This is a genomic window from Psychrobacter sp. CX90, assembly GCF_057396305.2.
In genome coordinates this window covers 2,706,475-2,729,877 of record NZ_CM182008.1, presented here as the reverse complement: position 1 = coordinate 2,729,877, position 23,403 = coordinate 2,706,475, and the positions used below count along the sequence as shown (strand labels likewise).

General features: G+C 39.2%; 21 protein-coding genes, 1 tRNA gene and 1 pseudogene. 15 read left to right on the top strand and 8 right to left on the bottom strand.

Translation table 11 applies throughout. The features are described from left to right. The first annotated feature begins 216 nt into the window (after positions 1 to 216). A complete protein-coding gene (gene ypfJ / locus AC2SLN_RS10870; RefSeq protein ID WP_486549455.1) occupies positions 217 to 1,098 on the top strand; it encodes a KPN_02809 family neutral zinc metallopeptidase in 882 nt (293 codons plus the stop codon). A gap of 191 nt (positions 1,099 to 1,289) precedes the next feature. On the opposite strand, the gene rho is transcribed toward ypfJ, so the two are convergent. Then, a complete protein-coding gene (rho, locus tag AC2SLN_RS10865; protein WP_486530421.1) occupies positions 1,290 to 2,558 on the bottom strand; it encodes a transcription termination factor Rho in 1,269 nt (422 codons plus the stop codon). Between the two features lie 895 nt (positions 2,559 to 3,453). Beyond that, positions 3,454 to 3,780, bottom strand: a complete 327-nt coding sequence (gene trxA, locus AC2SLN_RS10860; protein WP_486530213.1) for a thioredoxin — start codon at positions 3,778 to 3,780, stop codon at positions 3,454 to 3,456. 301 nt (positions 3,781 to 4,081) lie between these two features. Here trxA and AC2SLN_RS10855 point away from each other — a divergent pair, with 301 nt between their 5' ends. Further along, on the top strand, positions 4,082 to 4,795 hold the full coding sequence (locus tag AC2SLN_RS10855; RefSeq protein ID WP_486549456.1) for an RluA family pseudouridine synthase: 714 nt from the start codon (positions 4,082 to 4,084) through the stop codon (positions 4,793 to 4,795). Between the two features lie 364 nt (positions 4,796 to 5,159). Here AC2SLN_RS10855 and AC2SLN_RS10850 read toward each other — a convergent pair. Next, positions 5,160 to 5,250: transfer RNA gene (locus AC2SLN_RS10850), tRNA-Ser, on the bottom strand. Positions 5,251 to 5,644: 394 nt separating this feature from the next. Between AC2SLN_RS10850 and AC2SLN_RS10845 the strand changes: the two genes are divergently transcribed. The 4 genes from AC2SLN_RS10845 (at position 5,645) to AC2SLN_RS10830 (ending at position 8,314) form a co-directional block, all read left to right on the top strand. Beyond that, positions 5,645 to 6,490 (top strand): DNA/RNA non-specific endonuclease, encoded by an 846-nt coding sequence (locus AC2SLN_RS10845; protein ID WP_495057334.1) that lies wholly within the window; start codon positions 5,645 to 5,647, stop codon positions 6,488 to 6,490. A gap of 126 nt (positions 6,491 to 6,616) precedes the next feature. Next, on the top strand, positions 6,617 to 6,919 hold the full coding sequence (locus AC2SLN_RS10840) for a hypothetical protein (RefSeq protein ID WP_486549458.1): 303 nt from the start codon (positions 6,617 to 6,619) through the stop codon (positions 6,917 to 6,919). Positions 6,920 to 7,236: 317 nt separating this feature from the next. Further along, on the top strand, positions 7,237 to 7,611 hold the full coding sequence (locus AC2SLN_RS10835; RefSeq protein WP_486549459.1) for a DUF2147 domain-containing protein: 375 nt from the start codon (positions 7,237 to 7,239) through the stop codon (positions 7,609 to 7,611). Between the two features lie 154 nt (positions 7,612 to 7,765). Further along, the gene (locus tag AC2SLN_RS10830; protein ID WP_486549460.1) at positions 7,766 to 8,314 is read left to right on the top strand and encodes a YchJ family protein; all 549 of its coding nucleotides are present in this window, start codon (positions 7,766 to 7,768) and stop codon (positions 8,312 to 8,314) included. A 17-nt stretch (positions 8,315 to 8,331) separates the two neighbouring features. Here the strand turns inward: AC2SLN_RS10830 and AC2SLN_RS10825 are convergent, their stop codons facing one another. The 5 genes and pseudogenes from AC2SLN_RS10825 to AC2SLN_RS10805 form a co-directional block, all read right to left on the bottom strand. Further along, complete coding sequence (locus AC2SLN_RS10825; protein ID WP_486549461.1) at positions 8,332 to 9,246, bottom strand: class II glutamine amidotransferase; 915 nt, start codon at positions 9,244 to 9,246, stop codon at positions 8,332 to 8,334. Between the two features lie 14 nt (positions 9,247 to 9,260). Further along, entirely contained in the window at positions 9,261 to 9,500 is a 240-nt protein-coding gene (locus tag AC2SLN_RS10820; protein ID WP_486549462.1) for a putative signal transducing protein, read from the bottom strand. A 141-nt stretch (positions 9,501 to 9,641) separates the two neighbouring features. Next, entirely contained in the window at positions 9,642 to 10,883 is a 1,242-nt protein-coding gene (locus AC2SLN_RS10815; RefSeq protein WP_486549463.1) for a homoserine kinase, read from the bottom strand. 464 nt (positions 10,884 to 11,347) lie between these two features. Further along, a pseudogene (locus AC2SLN_RS10810) lies at positions 11,348 to 11,512 on the bottom strand (NAD(P)-dependent alcohol dehydrogenase); the annotation flags it as partial. Between the two features lie 221 nt (positions 11,513 to 11,733). Next, positions 11,734 to 12,393, bottom strand: coding sequence for a LysE family translocator (locus AC2SLN_RS10805; RefSeq protein ID WP_486549464.1), 660 nt, complete (start codon positions 12,391 to 12,393; stop codon positions 11,734 to 11,736). A 255-nt stretch (positions 12,394 to 12,648) separates the two neighbouring features. Between AC2SLN_RS10805 and hisF the strand changes: the two genes are divergently transcribed. The 9 genes from hisF (at position 12,649) to AC2SLN_RS10760 (ending at position 23,388) form a co-directional block, all read left to right on the top strand. Beyond that, positions 12,649 to 13,422 carry an imidazole glycerol phosphate synthase subunit HisF gene (gene hisF / locus AC2SLN_RS10800; RefSeq protein ID WP_486549465.1) on the top strand — a complete coding sequence of 258 codons (774 nt, stop codon included), beginning with the start codon at positions 12,649 to 12,651 and terminating at the stop codon, positions 13,420 to 13,422. 209 nt (positions 13,423 to 13,631) lie between these two features. After that, positions 13,632 to 14,165, top strand: a complete 534-nt coding sequence (ribH, locus tag AC2SLN_RS10795) for a 6,7-dimethyl-8-ribityllumazine synthase (RefSeq protein WP_486549466.1) — start codon at positions 13,632 to 13,634, stop codon at positions 14,163 to 14,165. Between the two features lie 237 nt (positions 14,166 to 14,402). After that, complete coding sequence (gene nusB / locus AC2SLN_RS10790) at positions 14,403 to 15,119, top strand: transcription antitermination factor NusB (RefSeq protein ID WP_486549467.1); 717 nt, start codon at positions 14,403 to 14,405, stop codon at positions 15,117 to 15,119. A 7-nt stretch (positions 15,120 to 15,126) separates the two neighbouring features. Further along, a complete protein-coding gene (thiL, locus tag AC2SLN_RS10785; protein ID WP_486549468.1) occupies positions 15,127 to 16,176 on the top strand; it encodes a thiamine-phosphate kinase in 1,050 nt (349 codons plus the stop codon). Positions 16,177 to 16,306: 130 nt separating this feature from the next. Continuing rightward, a complete protein-coding gene (locus AC2SLN_RS10780) occupies positions 16,307 to 16,921 on the top strand; it encodes a phosphatidylglycerophosphatase A family protein (RefSeq protein ID WP_486549469.1) in 615 nt (204 codons plus the stop codon). Between the two features lie 132 nt (positions 16,922 to 17,053). After that, positions 17,054 to 18,421 carry a bifunctional UDP-N-acetylglucosamine diphosphorylase/glucosamine-1-phosphate N-acetyltransferase GlmU gene (gene glmU / locus AC2SLN_RS10775; RefSeq protein ID WP_486549470.1) on the top strand — a complete coding sequence of 456 codons (1,368 nt, stop codon included), beginning with the start codon at positions 17,054 to 17,056 and terminating at the stop codon, positions 18,419 to 18,421. 72 nt (positions 18,422 to 18,493) lie between these two features. Then, a complete protein-coding gene (glmS, locus tag AC2SLN_RS10770; protein ID WP_486549471.1) occupies positions 18,494 to 20,341 on the top strand; it encodes a glutamine--fructose-6-phosphate transaminase (isomerizing) in 1,848 nt (615 codons plus the stop codon). Positions 20,342 to 20,489: 148 nt separating this feature from the next. Continuing rightward, on the top strand, positions 20,490 to 21,305 hold the full coding sequence (locus AC2SLN_RS10765; RefSeq protein WP_486549472.1) for a TnsA endonuclease N-terminal domain-containing protein: 816 nt from the start codon (positions 20,490 to 20,492) through the stop codon (positions 21,303 to 21,305). Next, positions 21,289 to 23,388: a TnsB C-terminal domain-containing protein gene (locus tag AC2SLN_RS10760; protein WP_486549473.1), complete on the top strand. Its 2,100-nt coding sequence runs from the start codon at positions 21,289 to 21,291 to the stop codon at positions 23,386 to 23,388. The genes AC2SLN_RS10765 and AC2SLN_RS10760 overlap by 17 nt, the downstream gene beginning before the upstream one ends. Positions 23,389 to 23,403 lie beyond the last annotated feature (15 nt).

The window sequence follows — 23,403 nt, the reverse complement described above, 5'->3', positions numbered from 1 at the left end:
ATTCATTGGCATATTATATATCATTAATATATCAATATTAATACGTGATACAAAAAGTAACGATTTTAACTCGCAAATGTTTATTTAAGCGCTACGTAATTTAACCATCACCATGGTTAATACTACTGTAAATATGATAATCTAAGCCCTAAACTATACCTACTGGTATTTAGAAGGAATTTGGTTGTTTTTTAGTAATCGTATGGGGTAGGCACTATGAAGTGGCGAGATAGAAAAGGCAGTGCAAATGTTAGAATGAGCGGTGGTAAAGCTGCTGGTGGTGGTATTTTAGGTATTATTATTGGTTTAGTTCTTTGGCTTGTTTTTGGTATGAATCCAATGTCAGCTTTCCAGGCAGGTCAATCGGTTACTGCTGGAGGAGGGTCATCTCAAACGAAGCCACTTGATGATAATAGCCGTGATAGCCAGTTTGTATCAGTAGTATTAGCTGATACTGAAGCAGTGTGGCATGAAGTCTTTCAAGAGCTAGGCGGTACTTATCAAGAGCCATCTTTGGTCGTTTTTAATGGTACAGTTAATTCTGCTTGCGGTAGTGCGAGTGCAGCAACAGGTCCTTTTTATTGTCCTTCCGATCAGACCGTTTATTTAGATACCAGTTTTTTTGCCGAAATGCGTCGTAATTTAGGGATAACTGGTGATCAGCAGGGTTCTGGCGAGAGTGAAAACCAAGGAAAAGCAGGTGATTTTGCTCAAGCCTATGTTATAGCACATGAAGTAGGTCATCATGTTCAAACTCTGGTAGGCACGTCTCAAAAAGTAAACGAAGCGCGCCGTCAGGTAACTAAATCTCAAGCGAATGAGCTGTCAGTGCGTCAAGAATTACAGGCAGACTGTTATGCGGGAGTGTGGGCAAACCGGAATCAAAAACGTGTACAGTTTCTAGAAGAGGGTGACATCCAAGAAGCGATGCACGCAGCCAGTCAAATTGGTGATGACCGTTTAGCACACTCTCAAGGTCAGGCTGTTGTACCAGACAATTTCACTCATGGGACGAGTCAGCAGCGTGTGCGTTGGTTTACCCAAGGGTTAAACTCAGGTGACATACGTAGTTGTGATACGTTTAGTGGCAGTATTTAATAGCGCGGATATAGCCATTATAACTTTACTAAGCTTTGATCTCGTTGAGCACAACTTTTAACGTCTATATTTACCTATTATCGAACCCTTTAGCCATGCTTATTTTAGTAACTTACTCATATTAGATCCGCACTAAAATTTAGTAAAAAAAAGACTGCCCAAGAGCAGTCTTTTTATTGCGTAAGCCTTCTTTAATTCTTTGACTTACTGGACATTTGATCAAAGAAGTCATCATTTGTTTTGGCTTCTTTTAATCGATCAAGCAAAAACTCAGTTGCTTGTGATCCATCCATAGGCTGCAGAAGCTTGCGTAAAATCCATACCTTACGCAGCGTCTCTTCATCTAAAAGTCTTTCTTCACGTCGAGTGCCCGATTTTTTGATGTTAATTGCTGGGAAGATACGTTTCTCAGCCAGATCACGTTCTAAGGTAATTTCTTGGTTGCCGGTACCCTTAAACTCTTCAAAAATAACACTATCCATTTTGCTACCCGTATCAATTAGTGCGGTAGAGATGATGGTTAAGCTACCCCCCTCTTCGATGTTGCGCGCTGCACCAAAGAATCGTTTGGGTTGAGCTAAAGCATTAGCATCTACCCCACCAGTTAACACTTTTCCTGATGACGGGATAACGGTATTGTATGCACGGGCTAATCGGGTAATTGAATCCAATAAGATAACCACATCTTGTTTATGCTCTACGAGCCTCTTTGCTTTTTCAATAACCATTTCAGCTACTTGCACGTGACGTTGAGGGGGCTCGTCAAAGGTAGATGCCACAACTTCTCCGCGTACGGTACGCTGCATCTCTGTAACCTCTTCAGGGCGCTCATCGATTAACAAAACAATCAAGTAACACTCAGGATGATTACGGGTAATAGACTGGGCAATCGTTTGTAGTAATACAGTTTTACCTGCTTTTGGAGGGGCAACAATAATCGAGCGTTGACCTTTACCAATTGGTGCAATCAAATCGATGATACGGCCTGTTAAGTCTTCAGTAGTACCATTACCAAGTTCAAGTTTTAACTGCTTAGTAGGAAACAGGGGCGTTAAATTTTCAAAAATGAGTTTGTGACGCGAGCGATCAGGCGTATCAAAGTTAATTTCGCCTACTTTTAGTAACGCAAAATAACGTTCAGAATCTTTTGGAGGACGGATGGTTCCTGCAATTGAATCGCCTGTTTTTAAGCTAAAGCGCCGAATTTGACTTGGACTGACATAAATGTCATCAGGTCCAGCCAAATACGAGCCTTCAGATGATCGTAAAAAGCCGAAACCATCGGGCAGGACTTCAAGAACACCATCACCATAAATCGCTTCACCGTTTTTGGCATGCTTCTTTAAGATGGCAAAAATAATATCTTGCTTACGACTACGCGCCAGATTATCAAGCCCCATGTCTTTAGCAATGTTAAGTAATTCAGAAACGGAGTTTTTTTTCAGTTCAGTTAAGTTCATAGAGGTTTCATTTGCAGGTTGAGTCATAGTAAGTCGTCAGAATCACAGAGGAAACTATAGAAAATAGATTAATGGGTATTTGTTTATAGGTAAGGTATGAATTGGCAGTCTTTCAATATAGCGTTGAAGTCGGGTTAAAAAATTAGTCACATAGATACTGATTTTAATAAATCAAAGTCATTGCATGCTGTAAAAAGCTCTTTACCGCTGTCAGGTAATACAACTAGGCCACATATTAAAATAATAATCGTGTATATAGGCTGATTGGTATGTCGGTTACAGAATAAGATGAACCGTACAAACAGGGTGCTTACTTAGTAAAATTAAGGTTTCTATAAGGGTTTCCCTTAATAATAAGCATTAAGCCAATTAAAAAATCACAATCAATTAAGGTATGTTTAACGAGTATCGATAGAGCATACTAAGATGCAAGAAAGAACAATTGGGTTGTCAACTTTTTTACGTATAACTCATAACACGTACTAGCCATTACTAGGGCTAAAAAATAGCGAATGAACTGTGGAATAATTATTGAAGTACGAGTGATGAATTAAAAAATACAAGCTAATAAGCAACGTTCAATACATCGAATGAGGAATAAGATATATAGACAATTCTAAATGAAACCCCGCACTGTGACAACAGGCCTCTTAAGAAGTCAAACTATACGGTGTTTAACCTTGCTCTGTCAATAATTTTATTAGTTTTTAACAGGCACATTGGGTTATTTGCTCACTTTCCCCTTAATTTATAGTCTGTTTTTAATAAAAGGTCAAAATAACCGGATAAATTCAGATAAAATATTCGGACATTATAAAGCATAAAACGACTATCGAAATGACAGTCGTTTTATACATAGAGTCTAGTGCAGCGAAGAGATGGCGGAATGCAAAAATTAAGCGTGTTTATCAATCAAAGCAACTAACTGGTCTTTAGGCTGTAGACCCATAGCCATATCAACTTTCTCACCCTCTTTAAATATCATTATTGTGGGAATACTACGGATACCAAACTGGCTAGCAATTTCAGGGTTGTCATCCACATCAATTTTAACGACTTTTACTTTATCTTTATAGTCATCAGCGAGTTCTTCCAACACTGGAGCAATGGCTTTACAGGGGCCACACCACGCTGCCCAAAAGTCGACTAATACAGGTGTATCTGCTTTCAAAACATCTTGTTCAAAATTAGCATCTGAAGAGTTGACGATTAAATCTGACATAATATTATCCTTTTGTGAGTGTTCAATTATGGGCGTATCAAATTCATATTAAAGTATAACTATGTTAAATAAATAGGTTGTTTGCAAAAAACTAATAAGAGATAACCAATTTACCATGTCCTTATATTAGCATTTATTTCCCTATGATTTGTTTTTAGCCAGTTAAATATGGTTAATGATTGGTATCAGTATGATTGATGGTATACTTAGTGGGCAATTCTATTATTTTAATCAGGTTTAGCTTTTAGTCAAACTTTGAGGCATATAAACTTTCAAAACCCAATTATTTTAGCGATTTATTATGGTGATATCCCCAGAGATTATTGAGAAGTTAAACTTTGAAGAAACTCAATATGGACAATCGTTTTTCAAAGATTTCTTAGACAATATTACGTTATATGAAGATGACGATGTTTTAATCGTTGATAAACCTGCGGGGCTTTTGAGTACCGATGGTAAGACTCTTAGCGTAAGCTTATTGTCAAGGCTGACGCGTGTCAATCCTGATGTGAAGCTTATTCATCGCTTAGATATGGATACATCTGGATTAATGATTTTTGCTAAAAATAAAGCGGCTCAAACACATATCAGCAAGCAGTTTATCGAGCGCATTCCGCAAAAAGAGTATCAGGCAGTGGTGTCGGGTACATTAGCCACACCGGGAAAGAAAGGCGACATCAATATTCCTGTGCGTTATGAACCAAGTATTAAGCCAAAACATGTCGTAGATCCTAAATGGAAAAAACACGCGCTTACCCATTATGAAGTCCTTCATCATGAACTGCGGCATGGCAAACCTGTCACTCGTGTGGCATTGCATCCTGTGACTGGACGTAGCCATCAACTGCGTGTGCACATGGTGCATTTGGGGCATGTCATTATAGGGGATCCAATTTACGCTGAAGGTGAGGCTTTACAGTTGTCATCACGCTTAAATTTGCATGCCCATAAGCTGCGATTGAAGCACCCTACTATGAATGCATGGATGGCGTGGGAAAGTCCAGTACCTTTTTAGTTAGCCTTAGTTAGCTAGATTACTCAAATTAGCCAAAACCCGCCCTTTTCTAAGATAAAATTTGGGGTATACCTAACTTAAAATAAAAAACTCAAGCTAGAGTCAGCGAATTTATTCGGCTTATAGTAGTATGAGTTTCCCAGTCTAATAAACCGCTCATTATTCTTTACCAAATTCCCTACCAATGGTTGATCAATAGCATCGTTCATATTGCTCAATTAGGTAAGTTTAGTTAAGTTATTAAGGTTAGGTCGATTTTAATAGAAATAATGACGAAGTCAAGACATAAAAGCCTCGCGCTTAAGCCTTGATATAGGTAGATTTTCGGGGTTTGTGAGAGGGGTGCAGGATATGAGAATAAAATTGGCGGTGAAGGAGGGATTCGAACCCTCGATACGCTATTAACGTATACACACTTTCCAGGCGTGCGCTTTCGACCACTCAGCCACTTCACCGTTTAGGGCGTATAGTATAACCAAAGGTAGGCTCATTGTCATCAATACCTTGATCTTTTTGTTTATTAGATTGGTATGGCTTATTTTCTACTCTATTATTTTGACTTTAGACGACCATCTCTGTCGTAAATTTCGCTTATACACTTTACACACTAGATAGTCATTGGTAGCATAGCGTTTTTTATTACTCTCCTTCCTATGCAAAAGTATTTTTGCTTCATGTTTCTGCTCCAAAGGTAACCTCTTAGGAGGTTCAAGGTTAACTCAAATAGTGTTTAAAAATAGTATTATTCCGCGCTCAATTAGAGCGCAGCTTCTGATGTTACAATATAAATCTCAAATTAAAAAAACAGGGCAGGTGCTGACGTGTATTTGTCGATTATTAGTGGTTCTCATGATACCCCCTTTTCTGTCAGTTATCGCATGGGCGGAGGGCTTTAGTGATTGTAATCAGCATTTTTATGAGGCTACTGAACCAGATTACATTGAACCAAAGCTATTGATTCAAAGTGAAGCACTATGCTTTCATGGCTTTGCGACACTCTACTCTGGTATTTCTCGTACGCCATTATGGTCAGCTGAACATTTAACTCGAGATAGACTCTCTCAAGCAGATACCCTCCCAAGAGAGGATAGTTTTCATATAGAGAGTCGCATACCCAGTAAAAAAAGGTCACAATTAGCTGATTATAAAGGGTCAGGTTATGATCGTGGTCATCTTGCACCAAATGCAGATATGGCTAATCTTAATCAGCAGTATGATAGTTTTAGCCTTGCTAATATCATTCCACAAGTACCAGAAAACAATCGCTACGTATGGCGTAATATAGAGTCTATGACTCGATATTTAGCTAAAAAACATGGAGAGATATATGTGATAACTGGTGTTGCTTTTATCGGTGAGAGCGTTAAAGCGCTAAACGGCCGTGTTCTGGTACCGACACATGTATTTAAAGCGATTTATATTCCCAAAACAGGTGAAGCTGCCGCCTACTATACGCCAAATGATAGCACTGAGCGTATAGAGGTCATTAGCTTGGACGAGCTAGCACTGCGAACAGGGATAGATGCGTTTCCAGCGGTTAGTATGGAAGCAAAATCTACTACCCTGTTTTTACCTGTTCATATCGGCGAAGAGAGAGAAAGACAAAGTGATTTGGACAGTAAAGAAACCCCTTTGTGGTTAAGACTTTTTATTGAGGTGTTACATTGGGTAGCAGATAACATTATAACAAGGTAGATTATGCATAACCATAATATGATGTGCGATGATGCAGGATTGATTGGTCTAGCCACAGAAGCCACAATAGAACCTACAGAAATAAAAATGACCAGTGCTTATATATAAATGAATGAGGGTTACGCTATGTTTGAGCCATTCAAGAATGATCATCAAAGCATGCAAGTAGGTGAGCTCATTATCGAAAATCAAACTGATAAAGTCACGGTTTATGGAGATATTGATATTGTCAAAACTCAAACTGGGCTAGAGCATGCGCAAAGATTACAAAGGCTATTTACTAATATAGTCAGTGAACTGAGTGATAGCCTAAATGAGGGGAGCTCAAATAACTCTCAAGAACGAAGTCACGATTCAACTATGCAGCAGGGCGAAGATATGCTTGAACAGAGCAACAGTGTCAAAATGGTTAAGAATCCATTTTCATAATTAATACCATTAAACAAGGTAAGTGCAATATTTGACTCAATCATGTCTAGCTTTCTACAAACTTATCGTTATAATTAGAATAGAACACATGTCGCTTTTAGAAACTCTAAACCTATTCTAAGCCTATCTATATAGTTTTATAATACGTTTAGTATAGAGTCTAACGCATGGTAAGTTCTGCAAGTAGAACTGAAAGGCAATAGACTCAACATTGAAGACGAATATTCAATAAGTTTGGCATGATATAATTTGATGATAAATAACCAAGCTAGGACTTACTATTAGGTTGTTTATTTTATTTTGAAAGGAATCTCTTTATGAAGTTATTAAATCAATCCGTTTTAGCCCTCTCTGTATTAGGCATAGCAACCGTAGCTATGGCAGCAGATCCGCTTGCCAACACTAATTGGCAAACATATGATAATGGACAACCAAAAGCCATTGTTAAAATTACTGAGTCTGGTGGTGTATTGACCGGAACTATTGTGTCTACTAAGACTGGTAAACATGTTGGTTCTACAGTTATCAAAGGCCTAAAAGCAGATGGTGGTGGAAAATATAGCGGTGGTAAAATTACTGATCCCGAAAATGGCAAAACTTACCGCCTAACGGCTAACTTGAACGGTAATAGCTTGAAGTTGAAAGGGCATCTAGGTCCATTCTCTCGAAGCCAAACATGGAAGAAGAAGTAAGTTATACTAAAAAATATTAGTGTTTTAATATTATTTCTTTATACCTGTTTAAAGCCCACATTATCTTAAAGACGATGTGGGCTTTTTGCGGCTCTAGGGATAATCGGTTAAAGCATTCGTCATTCAAAGTGAGTTAGTCAAAGAGTGTCAAGAGATGCCAATGAACATTTGTCCCTGCCAAACGTTAATGTCTGAGTTAAAGCAGCAACTCTATACTGATTGTTGTCACCCATTACATACAGGGGTTAAGCCTGCTGAAACAGCTGAACAGCTTATGCGTTCTCGATATTCAGCTTTCGTATTAAAACGGTCTGACTTCATTGTACAGACGACGTTACCAGCCCAACAGCATCTGCTGGATAAAAAAGAGATCATTGATTGGGCAGCAAAGACACGGTGGGCAGGTCTGGAGGTATTACAATACCTGCCAAAGGTAGGTAAACGGCATGCACAGGTGGAGTTCAAAGCATATTATCATGAGGGTTCTCATAATGATGAGACTAATAATAAACTTGATTTAAGCAGAGAGATATTAGCCCACCATGAGCTGTCAGTATTCGTTAAAGCCAAACCTAGTGCAGCAGACCAAAAGTGGTACTGGTACTATTTAGACCCGACAGTAAGAATGAGGTTGACGCAAAAGCAACCTTGTATTTGTGGGTCAGGAGATAAGTTTAAGCGCTGTTGTGGGGCGTTTATTTAGAGTTAATATCGAGGTCACTAAACACTTGCCCCAACGGCTTTGGCAATAGCAACGCCTTCTTCTATAGTCAAATATTTACGCTGACTCGGTGTGTCCTGATAAATAATCTCGCCATCTCGGAATATTAAACATTCATTTACTGCTAGCTGTTGCCACTTTTCGTTTTCTGTCAAGGGTATGGTCACAATAATAGTGACTTTGTCATTATCAGTGGTCACGTCGCCAAAATTTATTGCTAAGTCTTCATCAGCAAGCTTAGCATTACCAAATGGTGCTTTACGGGTTAAATAAAATAACAGAGAGTTTGCATAAGCCAATTGCCAATCGCCATTGGATAATAAGCAGTTAAATAGCCCATTAGCGGCTAAATAGCGACATTGAGCCGTTAAGAATTTAAATAAATCGTCGTTTGGTGGGCGAGTTTTAAATGTGGATTTTAAACGGTTGATGAGATAACAAAATGCCACTTCAGAATCAGTTGTTCCTACGGGCCGGCAATGAGTAGCATTTCCATTATCCTGCAGGCGTTGACAGCGCTGTATAAAGCCATCATTCATCTGTCCATTATGCGCAAACACCCATTGTTCACCCCACACCTCTCTGACGAAAGGATGTGTATTCGCTAAACAGTTATGTCCTTGAGTTGCTTTACGTATATGCGCCACCACATTTAATGCTTTGATTGGGTAATTTTTTACCAGCTCTGCAATGGGTGATTCAAAACTGGCCTTATCGTCATGAAACAAGCGTAGGCCTTTCCCTCGATTTAGTGCGGGATCATTGTCATTGTTCTCACGTAAACTTGGCTCAAAAAAGGCAATACCGAATCCATCACTATGATGATCTGTATTACCGCCTCGCTTGCGGAACCCTGCAAAGCTAAACCCAATATCGGTTGGCGTATTGGCATTCATACCAAGGAGTTGACACATAGATTGCTTACCCCTTATCCATTTTTAGCATCATTAACGTGTTCGACATCAATACTGTCTAAGATTTGTGTTGCCTTTTTTAAGTCTGAGCTGTGTACCCATAAGACGGCTCCTGAGTTCATTCCAGGTATGGCGCTTAGTGCTTGTATCGATACAGGAATCCCATTATTTCGCAATAAGTTGGCATGCAATTCACCCTGAATATTGGTATCGTAACTTGCTAATTTGTGCCAGTCATCAACTTGATTACTCATAATCATTCCTTGTTTTGTGTTTTAAGAGGCAATTTTTGAACTTCTGTGAAATATTTTTTCATAAGATGCTAGTTGCGCTCAGGCGACGTGTTTCACGTGAAACATTTAAAAATTTAATGTGTCAGTTTTGAGTTGACTTTCCTAGATATCGCTAAAGCCAGAGCCCCAATTAATTTGCCCCACTGGATAGGCATCAATATGAAATCCATTGGGGTAATCTTTGAAGCCGGGTTTGTCTTTTAGTTGTTCAATTGCTGACTGTGCTTCAGCTTCATTAGCGAATACCCCAATGAGCTTAAAATCCTCAACGTCGTTTTCTCTGTTATCATTTTTAAAGCGGGCATGCTCTAAGACATAAACAGTCTGTTGATTACTGCGTAATTTTTCAACCTCGCTCCAATGATAAGCGGCTAAGCGCTTCATTAGATCGGGATTTTTTACCATGATATTATCGCCAGTTCGACCTTGCTCACGATTGTAGTAAATGACATTGAGGCGCAGCAGCCAAAAGGTAACGGCTGCCATTGCTAACATGATGGGTAACGCTTGTTTTTCATTTTCACTTAACGAGCGTATGGTTTCATAGCCTTCGATAAAAGCGTACATTTTTTGCGTATCGAAATTGACGGATTCGCCATCTCCTGCATCTCCCCAAGTAGTACAGAAGTCATTAATGGTAATGGCAATATCCATGACATAATGCTCGATACTGACCTCAGTGAAGTCAAGAAGACCGGTTAATGTCTCTTGGTCGTTACCTAAGTTCCATAAGGTGTTATCGGCAAACATATCTAAATGGCATAATCCTTTAGGCAAGCTATCTAACGGTAGTGCCTCATAGCCTTCCCAAATAGCACGCATAAGCTGTGCTTCATCAGAAGGCATAAATTGCATTTCACGATCTCGGACTTTATCCCAAGGGTATAAAGGCACACCATAGTCTTCTGCTGGCGTTAAGCTTTGCAGCGTATCATGTAGCTTTGCCAAAGCCTTACCCATCGTATGACACATATGGGCTGTGGTCTTTTTAGGATGCGTCCCAGAGAGGCAAGGCACAAGTGTAATGGCTTTATTTTCATAATGAATTAAATACTCGGTATCTGCGTTTGCTTTAACACTTTTTTTAGCCAGTGGTGCCGCTACAGGTAGTTGCGTCTTTAAGATGTTTAAAATAGAGGCCATTTTTTCGATGTCTGCTGGTGGGCGCTCTTCGAATAAGGTAAAGACATAAGAGTATTTACCTTCGTCATCTTCGGTCGTCTGGATAAACCAATTGGAGTTTTTTACCCCTTGAGTGATGGGAATAGCCTTGCTAAATGACACGCCAAAAGCTTGGCAAAAAGCAGTAAATTGGTCTTCTGACAGATGAGTATAAACAGACATGTGGTTCTCTTAATTGGTTTTTTGAAATAAGTTTATTCGCACAACAAGGCACTCTATACACTTATTATACCGAAAATAAAGCAACAGATATCTAATCGATTAATATTTACAGAATCATTGACGTATTGAGTAAAGCGTTCTCTTAATATGCTGTCTTGTCATGATGTGCCGAATTAATGGAATTCTAGGCGTTAAGCGCCGCCCAATAGCTGTTATATATCTACCTTCCTATACTTATTTCTTAACCTAAAAGCTTTTTGACCTAAAAACCACGCATATCTTCTATACTTCACTTCAGCGTATACTTACCCTAATATAAACACCATAAAAAATTGAGTGTGGTGCATGAGCCGTATACATCACACTCGATCGTTGTATGTTGACATAAGTGGTGCTTGATAATTCCAGCTAAGCGGCTAATTAATTTTTTTAAAATTAGCTATATTTTACTTAATGAATTTTACTTAATGACAAGCAATCTTAATAATAGGCTTTAATGTGATGCCATTTTCACTGTCTTTAGCCGCTTGGTTAATATCATTAAACTCGTAGAATTTAACGAGTTTATCAAACGGAAATTTACCCTTTTGGTATAAATCTACCAGCTCAGGAATAAGTTTCTGTGGTGCGGTCTAGAGAGTAATAGCTATCACTACCCGTCATTAATAAGGCAGTGGAATAAGTAGAAGCGGAGTGAAAAACAGGCCTAAGGATGCTCTATGTTTTAGATAGGGTAATTATTAAAGAGGCGAGGTAGGAGAAGGCCAGATAGTCTTGTTAATTTTAGAGGACTTCAATAGATCGCTACAAGGTAGTCATCGATAGGAATAGCCTAAGTAATGGATCTGAATTATGTCCTATTTGATGTTGATAGCAACAAACCTGCACCTATAAACACACCACCAGTTAGTCGATTAAAAAAAGTGGCACGTCCAGATTTCATGATCCATTTCGAGGACTTTGCGCCCATATAGGCATAGGTTAATAGCCAGAATAACTCTAATAAAACAAAGGTGGTGGCAAACGCCAAATATTGTTGTAGCATATTGGCATTTGGATTGATAAATTGTGGGAAGAGTGCCGTAAAAAATACAATTGCTTTAGGATTGCTGGCACCCACAAGGAAACCATTCAAATAAAGTTTATAAGATGACCTCACATGACGTTTGTTTGACACCGCTAAAGAGTCTGATAGCGTGTGGCTTTGGCCAATCTCATAGGTTGTTTGAGTAGACAGAAGTGCCTTCAAACCAAGATAAACTAGATACCCTGCGCCAAACCATTTAATGATATTAAAAATAATCTCAGATGAAGCCACAATAACGCTAAGTCCAGTAAATGACAATGTCATTATAATCGTAATGGCTGTTAGACTACCTAATGCGGTAACAACGCCTGCGCGTAATCCAAAACCAATGCTTTTTGTCATACACACCAGTGTGCTTGGTCCAGGTGATGCGGTTAATATCAGCACCGTTATAAAATAGAATAGCCAAGTGTGTGAAGTCATAATTAAATCCAGAAAAGAACGAGCTTGAATGAAATGGACGCATGCAAAAAAGGTTATTGGCAGACCATGCCAATATTCGCAGTTTTATAAAATCAGTTTTGTTAAAATCTCTCAGATAATAAATAAAAGTGTTATCTCAGATTAGCATAAAATCGACTATTAATTTTGCTAAAATGCAACAATGGTATATAGCATAATGACAGCGCTTAAATTAACCGCGATGAAACAATAAGCATAACTCAATAGGACAAACGCATGTTAGCGAAACGAATCATTCCATGTTTAGATGTAGATAATGGGCGTGTGGTAAAGGGGGTGCAGTTTGTTGATATTAAAGATGCTGGCGACCCTGTAGAAGTGGCTCGTCGTTATAATGAGCAAGGTGCCGATGAGATTACTTTTTTAGACATTACCGCCACTCATCATGGCCGTGATACGACTTACGATATGGTTGAACGTATTGCAGAAACAGTGTTTGTACCGCTGACAGTGGGCGGTGGAGTACGTAAAATTGAGGATATTCGTAACTTGCTAAATGCCGGTGCTGACAAAGTGGCGATAAATTCAGCGGCCGTGTTTACACCGGAGTTTGTCGGCGAAGCAGCAGAAAAGTTTGGTAGTCAATGCATTGTTGTGGCAATTGATGCTAAACGTGTCGACGATGTCGATGGCATGCCTAGATGGGAGATATTTACCCATGGAGGCCGTAAACCTACCGGCATTGATGCCGTGGCTTGGTCCGAAAAGATGGCTGATCTTGGCGCCGGCGAGTTACTGGTTACCTCAATGGATGGTGATGGTACTAAAAAAGGCTACGACTTAGAGCTGATGAAAGCGATAACTGACAGGGTAAATGTGCCAGTTATTGCCTCGGGTGGTGTGGGTACCTTGCAACACTTGGCAGACGGTGTCCTTGAAGGTGGTGCCGATGCAGTGCTAGCAGCCAGTATCTTCCACTTTGGAGAGTATACAATTACTGAGGCTAAGCAGTTTATGGCTGAGCAAGGCATTGAAATGAGGCGGATATAGATTTTCCGTAGACGATGACATAACATGTTGGTTTAAGTGAGTTTTAAGTTTGATGTTATAAAAATAGTGATGTCAGTTAATAATACATACTGGAATAATAATAAATACTAAAAAATGTTATCATAGCGATACTAAACTTAGCCATATGATAAACGCTAAATTTATAACTTTTGTCTTTAAACCCCTATTGGTTTTATCTAGGATTTTTTATGCAGGACTTACAGAAAGAAAGAGATGATATCACTCACATTGAGGGCCATTTGCATCAAAACAGTCATGCCCGTATTGGTATTGTTGTGGGACGCTTCAATGCATTTGTCGTAGAGTCGTTAGTTGAAGGTGCTATTGATGCTTTATTACGCCACGGTGTATTGGGCAGTAATATTAGTGTCATTAGAGTACCAGGCGCATTTGAATTACCGTTAGCAGCGCAGCGTGCTGCTGAGTCTGATAAATTTGATGCTATTGTCGCCCTTGGTGCCGTCATCCGTGGCAGTACCCCCCACTTTGAATATGTGGCTGGTGCCTCTGCTAACGGCCTTAATAGCGTGGCGATGGATTATAATATTCCGGTTATTAACGGCATCTTGACGACAGATAGTATCGAACAAGCCATTGAGCGTGCGGGCACAAAAGCAGGTAATAAAGGTGCTGAGGCAGCTATGGTAGCGCTTGAGATGATCGCTGTATTGTCTCAAATCGAAGCAGATTATGAATATGGCACTGACTATGATGACGATTAATGGGGTGCTATTAATCAAATTGTTATAGTGGACCATAGTATTTTGTATATTAAAAAAATATAGAGCAATCGTCGGGATTATCGGCGGTTGTCAACATGCCTTTTATAATCAACACTTTTTATAATAAATGCCTTGATTTAGTCATAGGTAATTTTTTCAGAAGATCTTTAAAAGCCTTCAGTCTTTTAGCACAAGATAATTTCAAGTAATAGCATCCATCTTTAAGAGCATCCATCAATGAGTAAGCAGAATCCGGTAAAAGCTGACAGCAATCAATTCGACATTAATGAATCAAGCTATAAAACGAGCCATACTGCCGTGCGCAAAGCCCGCCGTTTTGCGTTACAGGGCTTGTATGAATGGTTGATGACGGACCATCGTTTTGAGCAAACAGGGCAAGGCGAGTGGCAATCAAATGCCCCGCACGATATTGCGGCACGTACAAGAGCAAATAATGCCATGCACACTGTGCACTTAGGTTACTATCATGAAATGATGCGTGATATTCCTGAGCAGATTGAGGAACTTGAGGTATTAATTTCTCAACATCTTGACCGACATATTAATCAAATAGATATGGTTGAACATGCGGTATTATTGATTGGTGCATACGAGCTTAAATATAGTTTGCATATTCCTTACAAAGTAGTGCTGGATGAGGCAATGAAACTCAATACGCATTTTGGAGCAACGGATGCTCATAAATTAATTAATGCTGTAATGGATAAGCTAGCGGCTGAATTACGTACTTTAGAGGTTGAAGCAGATACCGAGCATAAAGATAAAGTCGCTGAGAAAGCGGCTCATAATAAAGCATCTTTGGATGCAAATGCTAAGCCTAACTTAGGTTCTGAGCCAGTTAAACCAGAAGAAAATCATGCTGAAACCCTTAAAAATGTTTCAAAACCAAGAATTGGCCGAAAGTCTGTGACACAAAGTAAAGCTGGCGATTGATATTCAAGTGACTGAATTTGATTTGATATATCGTTATTTTAAATTAGAGGAAGACAAACGGTCTTCCTCTAGCCCATCTTCTGCTTCTATTATTAAAAGCATAGGTGATGATGCTGCGGTAGTTGAGTTCTCAGAAAATAGCCAGATGGTTACCTGTATAGATACTCTGGTTCAAGGTCGCCATTTTAGTGATGACTGGAATCAAATTAATGAGTTAGCCTTTTCTATCGGTTATAAAGCAGTGGCAGTGAATGTTTCAGATATTGCGGCCATGGGTGCAAAGCCTCATAGTTTGTTATTAGCTTTAACGCTACCTAAACGTTTGGCAAATGAAGAATGGCTTCGTACGTTCGCCAAAGGCTTACATCATGCTTGCCGTCAGTTTGATGTACGCTTAATAGGAGGCGATACCACACGACATGATAAGTTAGTGTTGAGTGTGAATGCCAATGGCATTATAGAAAACGGTACTCGGCCTATTTATCGAAATGGGGCTAAAGTAGGCGATAAAGTGTATGTCTCAGGAACATTAGGTGATGCCTGTTATGCGCTTAATCATCCACACAGTGCTATAGGTCAGCAATTAGCACACCGTTTGCACATGCCTACGCCGCGCATACATCTTGGTCAGGCTTTAGCTAAATTAGGCAACGTTACCTCTATGATTGATGTGTCAGATGGGCTAGCACAAGATTTAAATCATATTTGTCAGCAAAGTAAGGTTGCGATGCGGCTTAATTTAGAGCACTTACCTAGTAGCGATCCTCTACAGCAGGTTGAGCTCCTAGAAAGGCTTCGTTGCCAGCTGACGGGCGGAGATGACTACGAGCTGGCTTTTACTTTACCTGTCAATGAGTCACAGCCTAGTGACTTGAGTATTGACTTAAGTAAAGACTTAAATATGAAAGTTACCTGTATCGGTGAAGTAGTGGCCCATAATACTGTCGTAGATAGTAAGACAAATATACATATGGTTTATCGTGGCAGTATGGTTACTGAAAACAGTCCTTATCCGTTCAAATCATTACCTGAGTTAAAAGGGTTTCAACATTTTTGACTAAATCCCATACGCTATTGTTCTATGTGTTATTAATGTCACTTCTTTATTATAAAAACATAATAGTATCCATCGTGCTAGTTAGTTAAGCTTCTATAAAAGTCTGCTATTGCAGTTTGGTATTCACTTCATGAATAATAATCCTTCAAATCCTGAATCATCTCCAGACCTTTCCCATCAAAAACCTGATATCCGCAAAGCAAATGTTTGTCCTCCTTTGCCACATGACGCTAGTGTTTTTAATAAGATGGTGTATCTACTTGGTATTGGTTTCGGCAGTGGTCTTCCCAAGCGTGCTCCTGGCACATGGGGAACATTAGCCGGTTTAATTGTTGCTATTCCTATTATGTCGCTAGGGTTTCTAGCATTTATATATATTGTAATTGCGGCCAGCCTTATAGGCGTATGGATTTGTCATCGTACTTCAACAATTATGAATGTTCATGACGACCCGCATATTGTGTGGGATGAATGGGTGGGGATTTGGTTTACTCTTATACCCATGGCCTTTATCATTACTTATATGCCGCAACAGCTAACGAGTACGCTTTATTGGTCGGGTATGGCGTTGGCATTTGGGCTATTTAGATTTTTCGATATTATTAAGCCAAACCCGATTAAATGGGTGGACATAAAGGTTAGCGGGGGGCTAGGTATCATGCTAGATGATATTCTAGCAGGTATCATGGCAATGGTAGCTTGGCTTATGATTGTCGCATTAGTGATGAGTTTTAATCCCGCCTGATTTTTTTGAATATTATTAGTTACCGTGATGTGGGTAATTTATAACTCTTGATATGACCTACTCCTGATACAACTGAATCGTCTTTTGTCTTTTATAACTTAAAAATGTAATTTAACTAATAGACTTATAATTATGAAAAATTCTCTTACCACCATAGTACTTGCTGCTGGCAAAGGAACGCGTATGCAGTCAGCAAAGCCTAAAGTTTTGCAAACGTTGGCAAATAAACCATTATTAGCGCATGTTTTAGACACCTGTCAAAGTATAAATGTTGATAAGACAATTGTCGTGTATGGCTTCGGTGGTAATCAAGTGAAGTCTGCAATGTCTGATTATCCGCTGACTTGGGTAGAGCAAGCCGAACAACTGGGTACAGGTCATGCTGTTAAAGTGGCTTTAGATGAATTGCCAAATGAGGGCAAGAGCCTTATCCTATATGGGGATGTACCGCTTGTCACTGCAAAGACACTGACTAAGCTTAAAGAAGCCAATAAAGATGGCGTTTCTATGTTGACCTTAACGGTAAGCGACCCCTTCGGGCTTGGTCGTATCAAGCGTAATTCTCAAGGTAATATCATTGCCATTGTTGAACAAAAAGATGCCAGTGAAGAAGAACAAGCAATACATGAGATTAATAGTGGCATTTATTGTGTGGATAATGCTCTACTACATAAGTACCTCCCAAATTTATCAAATGATAACGCCCAAAAAGAGTATTATTTGACAGACATTGTGAAAATGGCAGTTGCAGACGGTATCGCCATAACGGCTATTGAACCTGAACATGAATTTGAAATTGAAGGTGTGAATAATCGCCAACAGCTCTCTGAGCTAGAACGCCGCTTTCAAGCAAAATTAGTGGCAGACTTACAAATACAGGGCGTTCACTTTGCTGATCCGAATAGGGTTGATATACGAGGTAGTATCACAGTTGGCAGAGATGTGTTTGTCGATATCAATGTGATTTTTGAAGGGAGAGTTACTCTAGGCAATAATGTCACTATTCAGGCAGGTTGTGTTATTAAAAACAGCACGTTAGCAGACAATGTTTCTGTTAAGCCTAACTGTGTCATTGATGAAGCGATAATCGGTAATGACGTAACTATTGGTCCTTTTGCTCATCTTCGCCCAGGAACAATAGTTGACGATAAGGCACGCTTAGGTAATTTTGTTGAGATTAAAAAGTCCCAAGTTGGCAAGGGAAGCAAAGTTAATCATCTGAGCTATATCGGCGACGCTCAAATTGGTGCTGGCGTGAATGTTGGTGCTGGCGTGATAACCTGCAACTATGATGGGATTAATAAATATAAGACAACAATAGGCGACAATAGTTTCATCGGTACAAACTCCTGTTTGGTTGCTCCCCTTACTATAGGTCATACTGTGACCATTGGTGCAGGCTCCGTGATTACAAAAGATGTAGAGGATAATGCGCTTGCTATTGCCAGAGGTCGTCAAGTACAAAAAGACAACTATCAACGTCCTGAAAAGAAGAAATAGTATAATGCGCATAGGCACATTAGCATGTTATTGTATTGGCAATTATTTACAAAAAAATATTAAGGACTCGTTATGTGTGGAATAGTAGGTGCTGTTGCTGAGCGTAATATCTCTCATATTTTATTAGAAGGCTTAAAGAGGCTTGAATACCGAGGTTATGACTCAGCTGGTCTGACCGTGATTCGTAATTCTGAGCTGCATCGTGAGCGTCAAGTGGGGAAGGTTAATGAGCTTGTCAAGGCAGTAGATAAAAACCCTGACTTTTTCGAGGGCAAAACAGGTATTGCACATACTCGGTGGGCAACGCACGGCGAGCCAGCACAATGTAATGCCCATCCTCATGTCTCTGGTAAAGTTGCTGTTGTACATAATGGTATTGTAGAAAACTACGCTGAATTAAAACAAGAGCTGCTAGATAAAGGCTATATTTTTACCTCTCAAACAGATACAGAAGTAGTCGCTCATTTAGTTGCTGATGCTTATAAACAAACCAACAATTTGTTTCAAGCCGTAGAAAAAGTTATACCACGTTTAGAAGGTGCCTTTGCACTCGGTGTATTACATGTTGATGAGCCAGATACTTTAATAACGGTGCGGTTGGGTTCACCCTTGGTTATTGGTGTGGGTATTGGCGAGAATTTCATTGCCTCAGATCAATTGGCGCTACTCCCCGTTACAAATCGTTTTATGTATCTTGAAGAAGGCGATATTGCCTTCATTACGCGCGATATCATTAGTGTATTTGCTGATGGCAAACCGGTATCACGCCCAGTAAAAGAGCTTGACGCTAAGCAACATAATGCTGATAAGGGCGAATTTAAGCATTATATGCTTAAAGAAATTTATGAGCAACCTGATGCTGTGGCTCGAACTGTTGAGATGGGAGTGGACGCTGATGATCTTAAGGTTGAGTTTTTAGCTCGTCATGAAGAGCAATTGAAGAATGTGCGTTATATCCAAGTACTGGCCTGTGGAACTAGCTATCATGCAGGTATGGTGGCTAAGTACTGGTTTGAGAACCTTACTCGTATCCCTTGTTCTGTTGAGGTAGCCAGCGAATTCCGCTATCGCAATCCTGTTGTTGTAGATGATACTTTGATGGTGTGTATTTCACAATCTGGCGAAACTGCAGATACACTTTCGGCGTTACGTGACATTCAACGCCGTGCAAAAGAAGGTAAAGTCAAAGGTTTGGTAAGCCTTGCGCTTTGTAATGTGGCTACCTCATCGTTAGTACGTGAAACCGATATATTTTTACCGACGCTCGCTGGCGTAGAAATTGGTGTTGCCTCGACTAAAGCCTTTACAACCCAATTGGCAGCTTTAATGCTATTGGTTCTTAAATTAGGTAAAGTACAGAATCGTATTGAGCAGGCTGAAATCTCAAAAATGATTACAGAGTTACATAATCTGCAAGGTCAATTACACAGTAGCTTGGCATTAGACCAATCCATTGAGCTGTTGAGTGAGAAATTTGAGAATAAAAAGAGTACCATATTCTTAGGGCGTGGTGTGCAGTTCCCAATTGCTTTAGAGGGCGCCTTGAAACTGAAAGAGATCTCATATATACATGCTGAGGGATATGCGGCAGGTGAGTTGAAACATGGCCCATTAGCTCTAGTTGATAAAGATATGCCTATTGTTGTACTTGCTCCAAAGGACAGTATGCTTGATAAGTTGAAGGCCAATATGCAAGAAGTGCATGCTCGACATGGTGAGCTATTTGTTTTTGCAGGCGAATCTAGCAAGATAGAAAGTGACGATCGCTTACACGTAATTAACGTACCCGATGTATACGAACCACTGGCACCCATAGTTTATAGCATACCTGTACAGTTTTTATCGTATCATGTGGCTGTTATGAGGGGCACCGATGTCGATCAACCTCGTAACTTGGCTAAGTCTGTTACTGTTGAGTAAGTGATAAGTGCTACAATATTTAGTTGTCAGCAAGTAATAAAGTATCATACTGAGTAATAAAGATTCATACTGAGTAATAAAGTATCATACTGTTGACTCCGATATTACCCCCTGCTAAAGTTGATGTAACTTCAGCAGGGGTTTTTTTATGCTCTCAAAAAAACAAGAAAAATGGATTAAAGAAGGTAGAGGTCAAGGGGAGTTAGCTGACTATAAACCTTGGATAAAAATTTCTGATATATCCTCCTCGGGTCGATCACACAGAGTCTTTGGTCATAAGACAAGACGTACTCATCATTTGATGTCAGATTTAGAGTTAGCAACATTTCTATTTCTTGAGTGGAGTCCTGAAATTACAGATATTCGAGAGCAGTTTCCTCTTAAATTTGATGAGACTCTTGAGATTGCAGAGAGTATGCAAGTAAAGCATCCTGCTATGAGAGGCAATATCCATGTCATGACCTCAGACTTTTATGTTGTGAGCTCTAATAAAGAGTTTAGCCAATTTGTTTTGCAAGCTAAGTACTCAGAAGAGCTAATGAAGCCTAGAGTCATAGAGAAATTAGAAATAGAACGACGATACTGGAACTCGAAAGGTGTTCCATGGCAGTTAGTTACTGAAAAAGATATACCTATAGATATTCAAAACAACATTAAATGGCTTTATCCAGAGGCTAGAGAAGATAGCTCTTTAGATGCTTATGACAGTTTAAGTTTTTATGCTCATGAGCTTACTAAAAATCCTGACAAAAGCATTATTGACCTGTGCAAAGATATTGATAGAGCTTATTTCGATGAAGTAGGTAGCTCCTTAAATGAGTTAAGAAGACTATTAGGATTGAGGTTCTTGATATTCGATCTTCGTATAGATTTCAGGAAATTAAAATGTAGTGATATTTATATGAGTGACTCTCAATATTGGGGCTTGATGACAGAGGAGCTTAGATATGTTGCGAATCAATGATGTCTATAGTAACCAAGACTCAAAGTATAGAATATTAAGCCTTTTACCAGAGCAAGTCGTTTGGATTGATATAGATCGTACATCTGCACTGCCTGAGCTTATATTTATTAAAGACTTAGTAAATCTAATTGAAGAGGGCGTATGTTATATCACCGATGATCCTTATCAAGGTTTGCTTTTGCAAGCGCCTGAGGAGGGTAGTACAGCTAAGTTAAAAAGAGATGAAAGCTATGAGCTTATTAAGCCTATTGTAAGCCATCCTTTGTACTACATTCCAGAAGAACGAGCAAAATTTATAAACGAAATTATTGACGCTAAAAGAAGCACTAAGCAAACACTGTATCGGCTACTGCGTAGGTATTGGCAAAGAGGCCAAGTGCCTAATGCATTACTTCCAAACTATAAAAACTCTGGAGCGAAAGGTAAAAAACGTATTGCTAAGGATAAACAGTTGGGTAGACCTAGAGTTTATAAGAAAGGTACTACTGCTATTATTAACGAAGATATTGAAAGGCTTTTCTTCGTAATTATAAGTAAGTACCTTCTAAATGATAGCAGGCATACCGTTGTATACGCATACCGAAAGTTTAAGACAATGTATCGCTCTTTGAATCCAGATGTTAAAGAAGAAGATTTTCCCAGTATTTGGCAGTTCAAATATTTTTATAATAAGAAGTTTACGTCTGTTCAAAAGCTTAAAGCTAGACATAATAAAATTAGCTATAAAAAAGATGTAAGGCAGTTGAGTTCAACGGTTAATACGCAGGTTCTAGGTCCTGGCTCACGTTATGAGATAGACGCTACAATTGCTGACATCTATCTTTTGTCTGATTCAGATAGGCAGAGTATTGTCGGTCGTCCTGTAATTTATTTTGTCACAGATGTATTTAGCCGTATGGTAGCAGGTTTTTATATTGGATTTGAAAACCCTTCCTATGCTACAAGTATGCAGGCACTCATAATGTCTGTATGTAGTAAAAAAGAGTACTGCCAGAAATATGAAATTAATATTGAAGATGAGGAGTGGCCATGTATAGGCTTGCCTGATGCCATTCTTGCTGACCGTGGAGAGTTACTTGGGTCTCAAGTTGAAGCTTTAGAAAAAAACTTTTCAGTACGCATTGAAAACACATCGGCTTATCGTGGAGACTTAAAGCCTATCGTTGAGCGTGGCTTTAAAACGATACAAGCAAAATTTAAACCATTTGCTCCAGGCGTAGTGACAGGGGCTAAAGAGAGAAAAAAAGGCGGGAAGGACTATCGTTTAGATGCAACTTTAACCATTTCAGATTTCAAGAAAATCATTATCAATTCAGTATTGATGCACAATAAGTATCATCAGCTGCAACATTATGATAGAGATAGCGATATGCCTACTGATTTACCTCTAATTCCTATTGAGTTATGGAACTGGGGGTTACAACATCGTACAGGTAGGCTTCGCTCTGTTTCAGAGAAGGCTTTGTATATAGCACTATTACCACGAAATAAAGCTACTTTATCAGACTTAGGTATTAAGCTTTTTGGTAATTATTATATTTGCTCTGAAATCAGAGAACAGGGTTGGTTACACCGAAAAAACACAATTCATAGACCCAAATCACTTGAGGTTGGGTACGATCCTTTAGATGCCGATATAATCTATATATTTTATGAGCAGAATAGTCTTAATTATTGGAAGGCTCATTTATCTGAGCGCTCAAGAGAGTTTAAAGGTTGTAGCTTTTGGGAAGTGTGGCAAATACAGGCTGAGCAGAAGAGAACAGCTGCTAATCAGGAGCTTAAGAGTAGTTTGGCATTAGAAGAGCTTGAGCGAGAAAATGAAAAAATTATTCAAGAAGCTATCAAAGCTAAGCCAAACGCATTTAAAACTAAAGCAGACCAGTTAGCTAATATAAGTAATAACAGAAAAAGAGCAAAGGATGATGAGCGTAAAGACAGGCAAAAAAATAAAAGTGGAAAAGGAAAGCTTATTAAGTTAACTAAAGAAGTAAGCAGTGATAAAAATATGACAAATTTAAGCGAGGAAGATTTAGCGCTCAAGTTTCCTGTTTATTATGATATTTTATCTGAAGATGACTGATTGAGAAGAGTGGAG

Coding starts and splice junctions, on each gene's coding strand:
- AC2SLN_RS10855 (WP_486549456.1), top strand. CDS start 4,082: ATGGTGATATCCCCAGAGATTATTGAGAAGTTAAACTTTGAAGAAACT.
- AC2SLN_RS10805 (WP_486549464.1), bottom strand. CDS start 12,393: ATGACTTCACACACTTGGCTATTCTATTTTATAACGGTGCTGATATTA.
- glmS (WP_486549471.1), top strand. CDS start 18,494: ATGTGTGGAATAGTAGGTGCTGTTGCTGAGCGTAATATCTCTCATATT.
- AC2SLN_RS10815 (WP_486549463.1), bottom strand. CDS start 10,883: ATGTCTGTTTATACTCATCTGTCAGAAGACCAATTTACTGCTTTTTGC.
- AC2SLN_RS10830 (WP_486549460.1), top strand. CDS start 7,766: ATGCCAATGAACATTTGTCCCTGCCAAACGTTAATGTCTGAGTTAAAG.
- glmU (WP_486549470.1), top strand. CDS start 17,054: ATGAAAAATTCTCTTACCACCATAGTACTTGCTGCTGGCAAAGGAACG.
- nusB (WP_486549467.1), top strand. CDS start 14,403: ATGAGTAAGCAGAATCCGGTAAAAGCTGACAGCAATCAATTCGACATT.
- AC2SLN_RS10840 (WP_486549458.1), top strand. CDS start 6,617: ATGTTTGAGCCATTCAAGAATGATCATCAAAGCATGCAAGTAGGTGAG.
- hisF (WP_486549465.1), top strand. CDS start 12,649: ATGTTAGCGAAACGAATCATTCCATGTTTAGATGTAGATAATGGGCGT.
- AC2SLN_RS10765 (WP_486549472.1), top strand. CDS start 20,490: ATGCTCTCAAAAAAACAAGAAAAATGGATTAAAGAAGGTAGAGGTCAA.
- trxA (WP_486530213.1), bottom strand. CDS start 3,780: ATGTCAGATTTAATCGTCAACTCTTCAGATGCTAATTTTGAACAAGAT.
- AC2SLN_RS10845 (WP_495057334.1), top strand. CDS start 5,645: ATGATACCCCCTTTTCTGTCAGTTATCGCATGGGCGGAGGGCTTTAGT.
- AC2SLN_RS10820 (WP_486549462.1), bottom strand. CDS start 9,500: ATGAGTAATCAAGTTGATGACTGGCACAAATTAGCAAGTTACGATACC.
- rho (WP_486530421.1), bottom strand. CDS start 2,558: ATGAACTTAACTGAACTGAAAAAAAACTCCGTTTCTGAATTACTTAAC.
- ypfJ (WP_486549455.1), top strand. CDS start 217: ATGAAGTGGCGAGATAGAAAAGGCAGTGCAAATGTTAGAATGAGCGGT.
- ribH (WP_486549466.1), top strand. CDS start 13,632: ATGCAGGACTTACAGAAAGAAAGAGATGATATCACTCACATTGAGGGC.
- AC2SLN_RS10780 (WP_486549469.1), top strand. CDS start 16,307: ATGAATAATAATCCTTCAAATCCTGAATCATCTCCAGACCTTTCCCAT.
- AC2SLN_RS10835 (WP_486549459.1), top strand. CDS start 7,237: ATGAAGTTATTAAATCAATCCGTTTTAGCCCTCTCTGTATTAGGCATA.
- AC2SLN_RS10825 (WP_486549461.1), bottom strand. CDS start 9,246: ATGTGTCAACTCCTTGGTATGAATGCCAATACGCCAACCGATATTGGG.
- AC2SLN_RS10760 (WP_486549473.1), top strand. CDS start 21,289: ATGTTGCGAATCAATGATGTCTATAGTAACCAAGACTCAAAGTATAGA.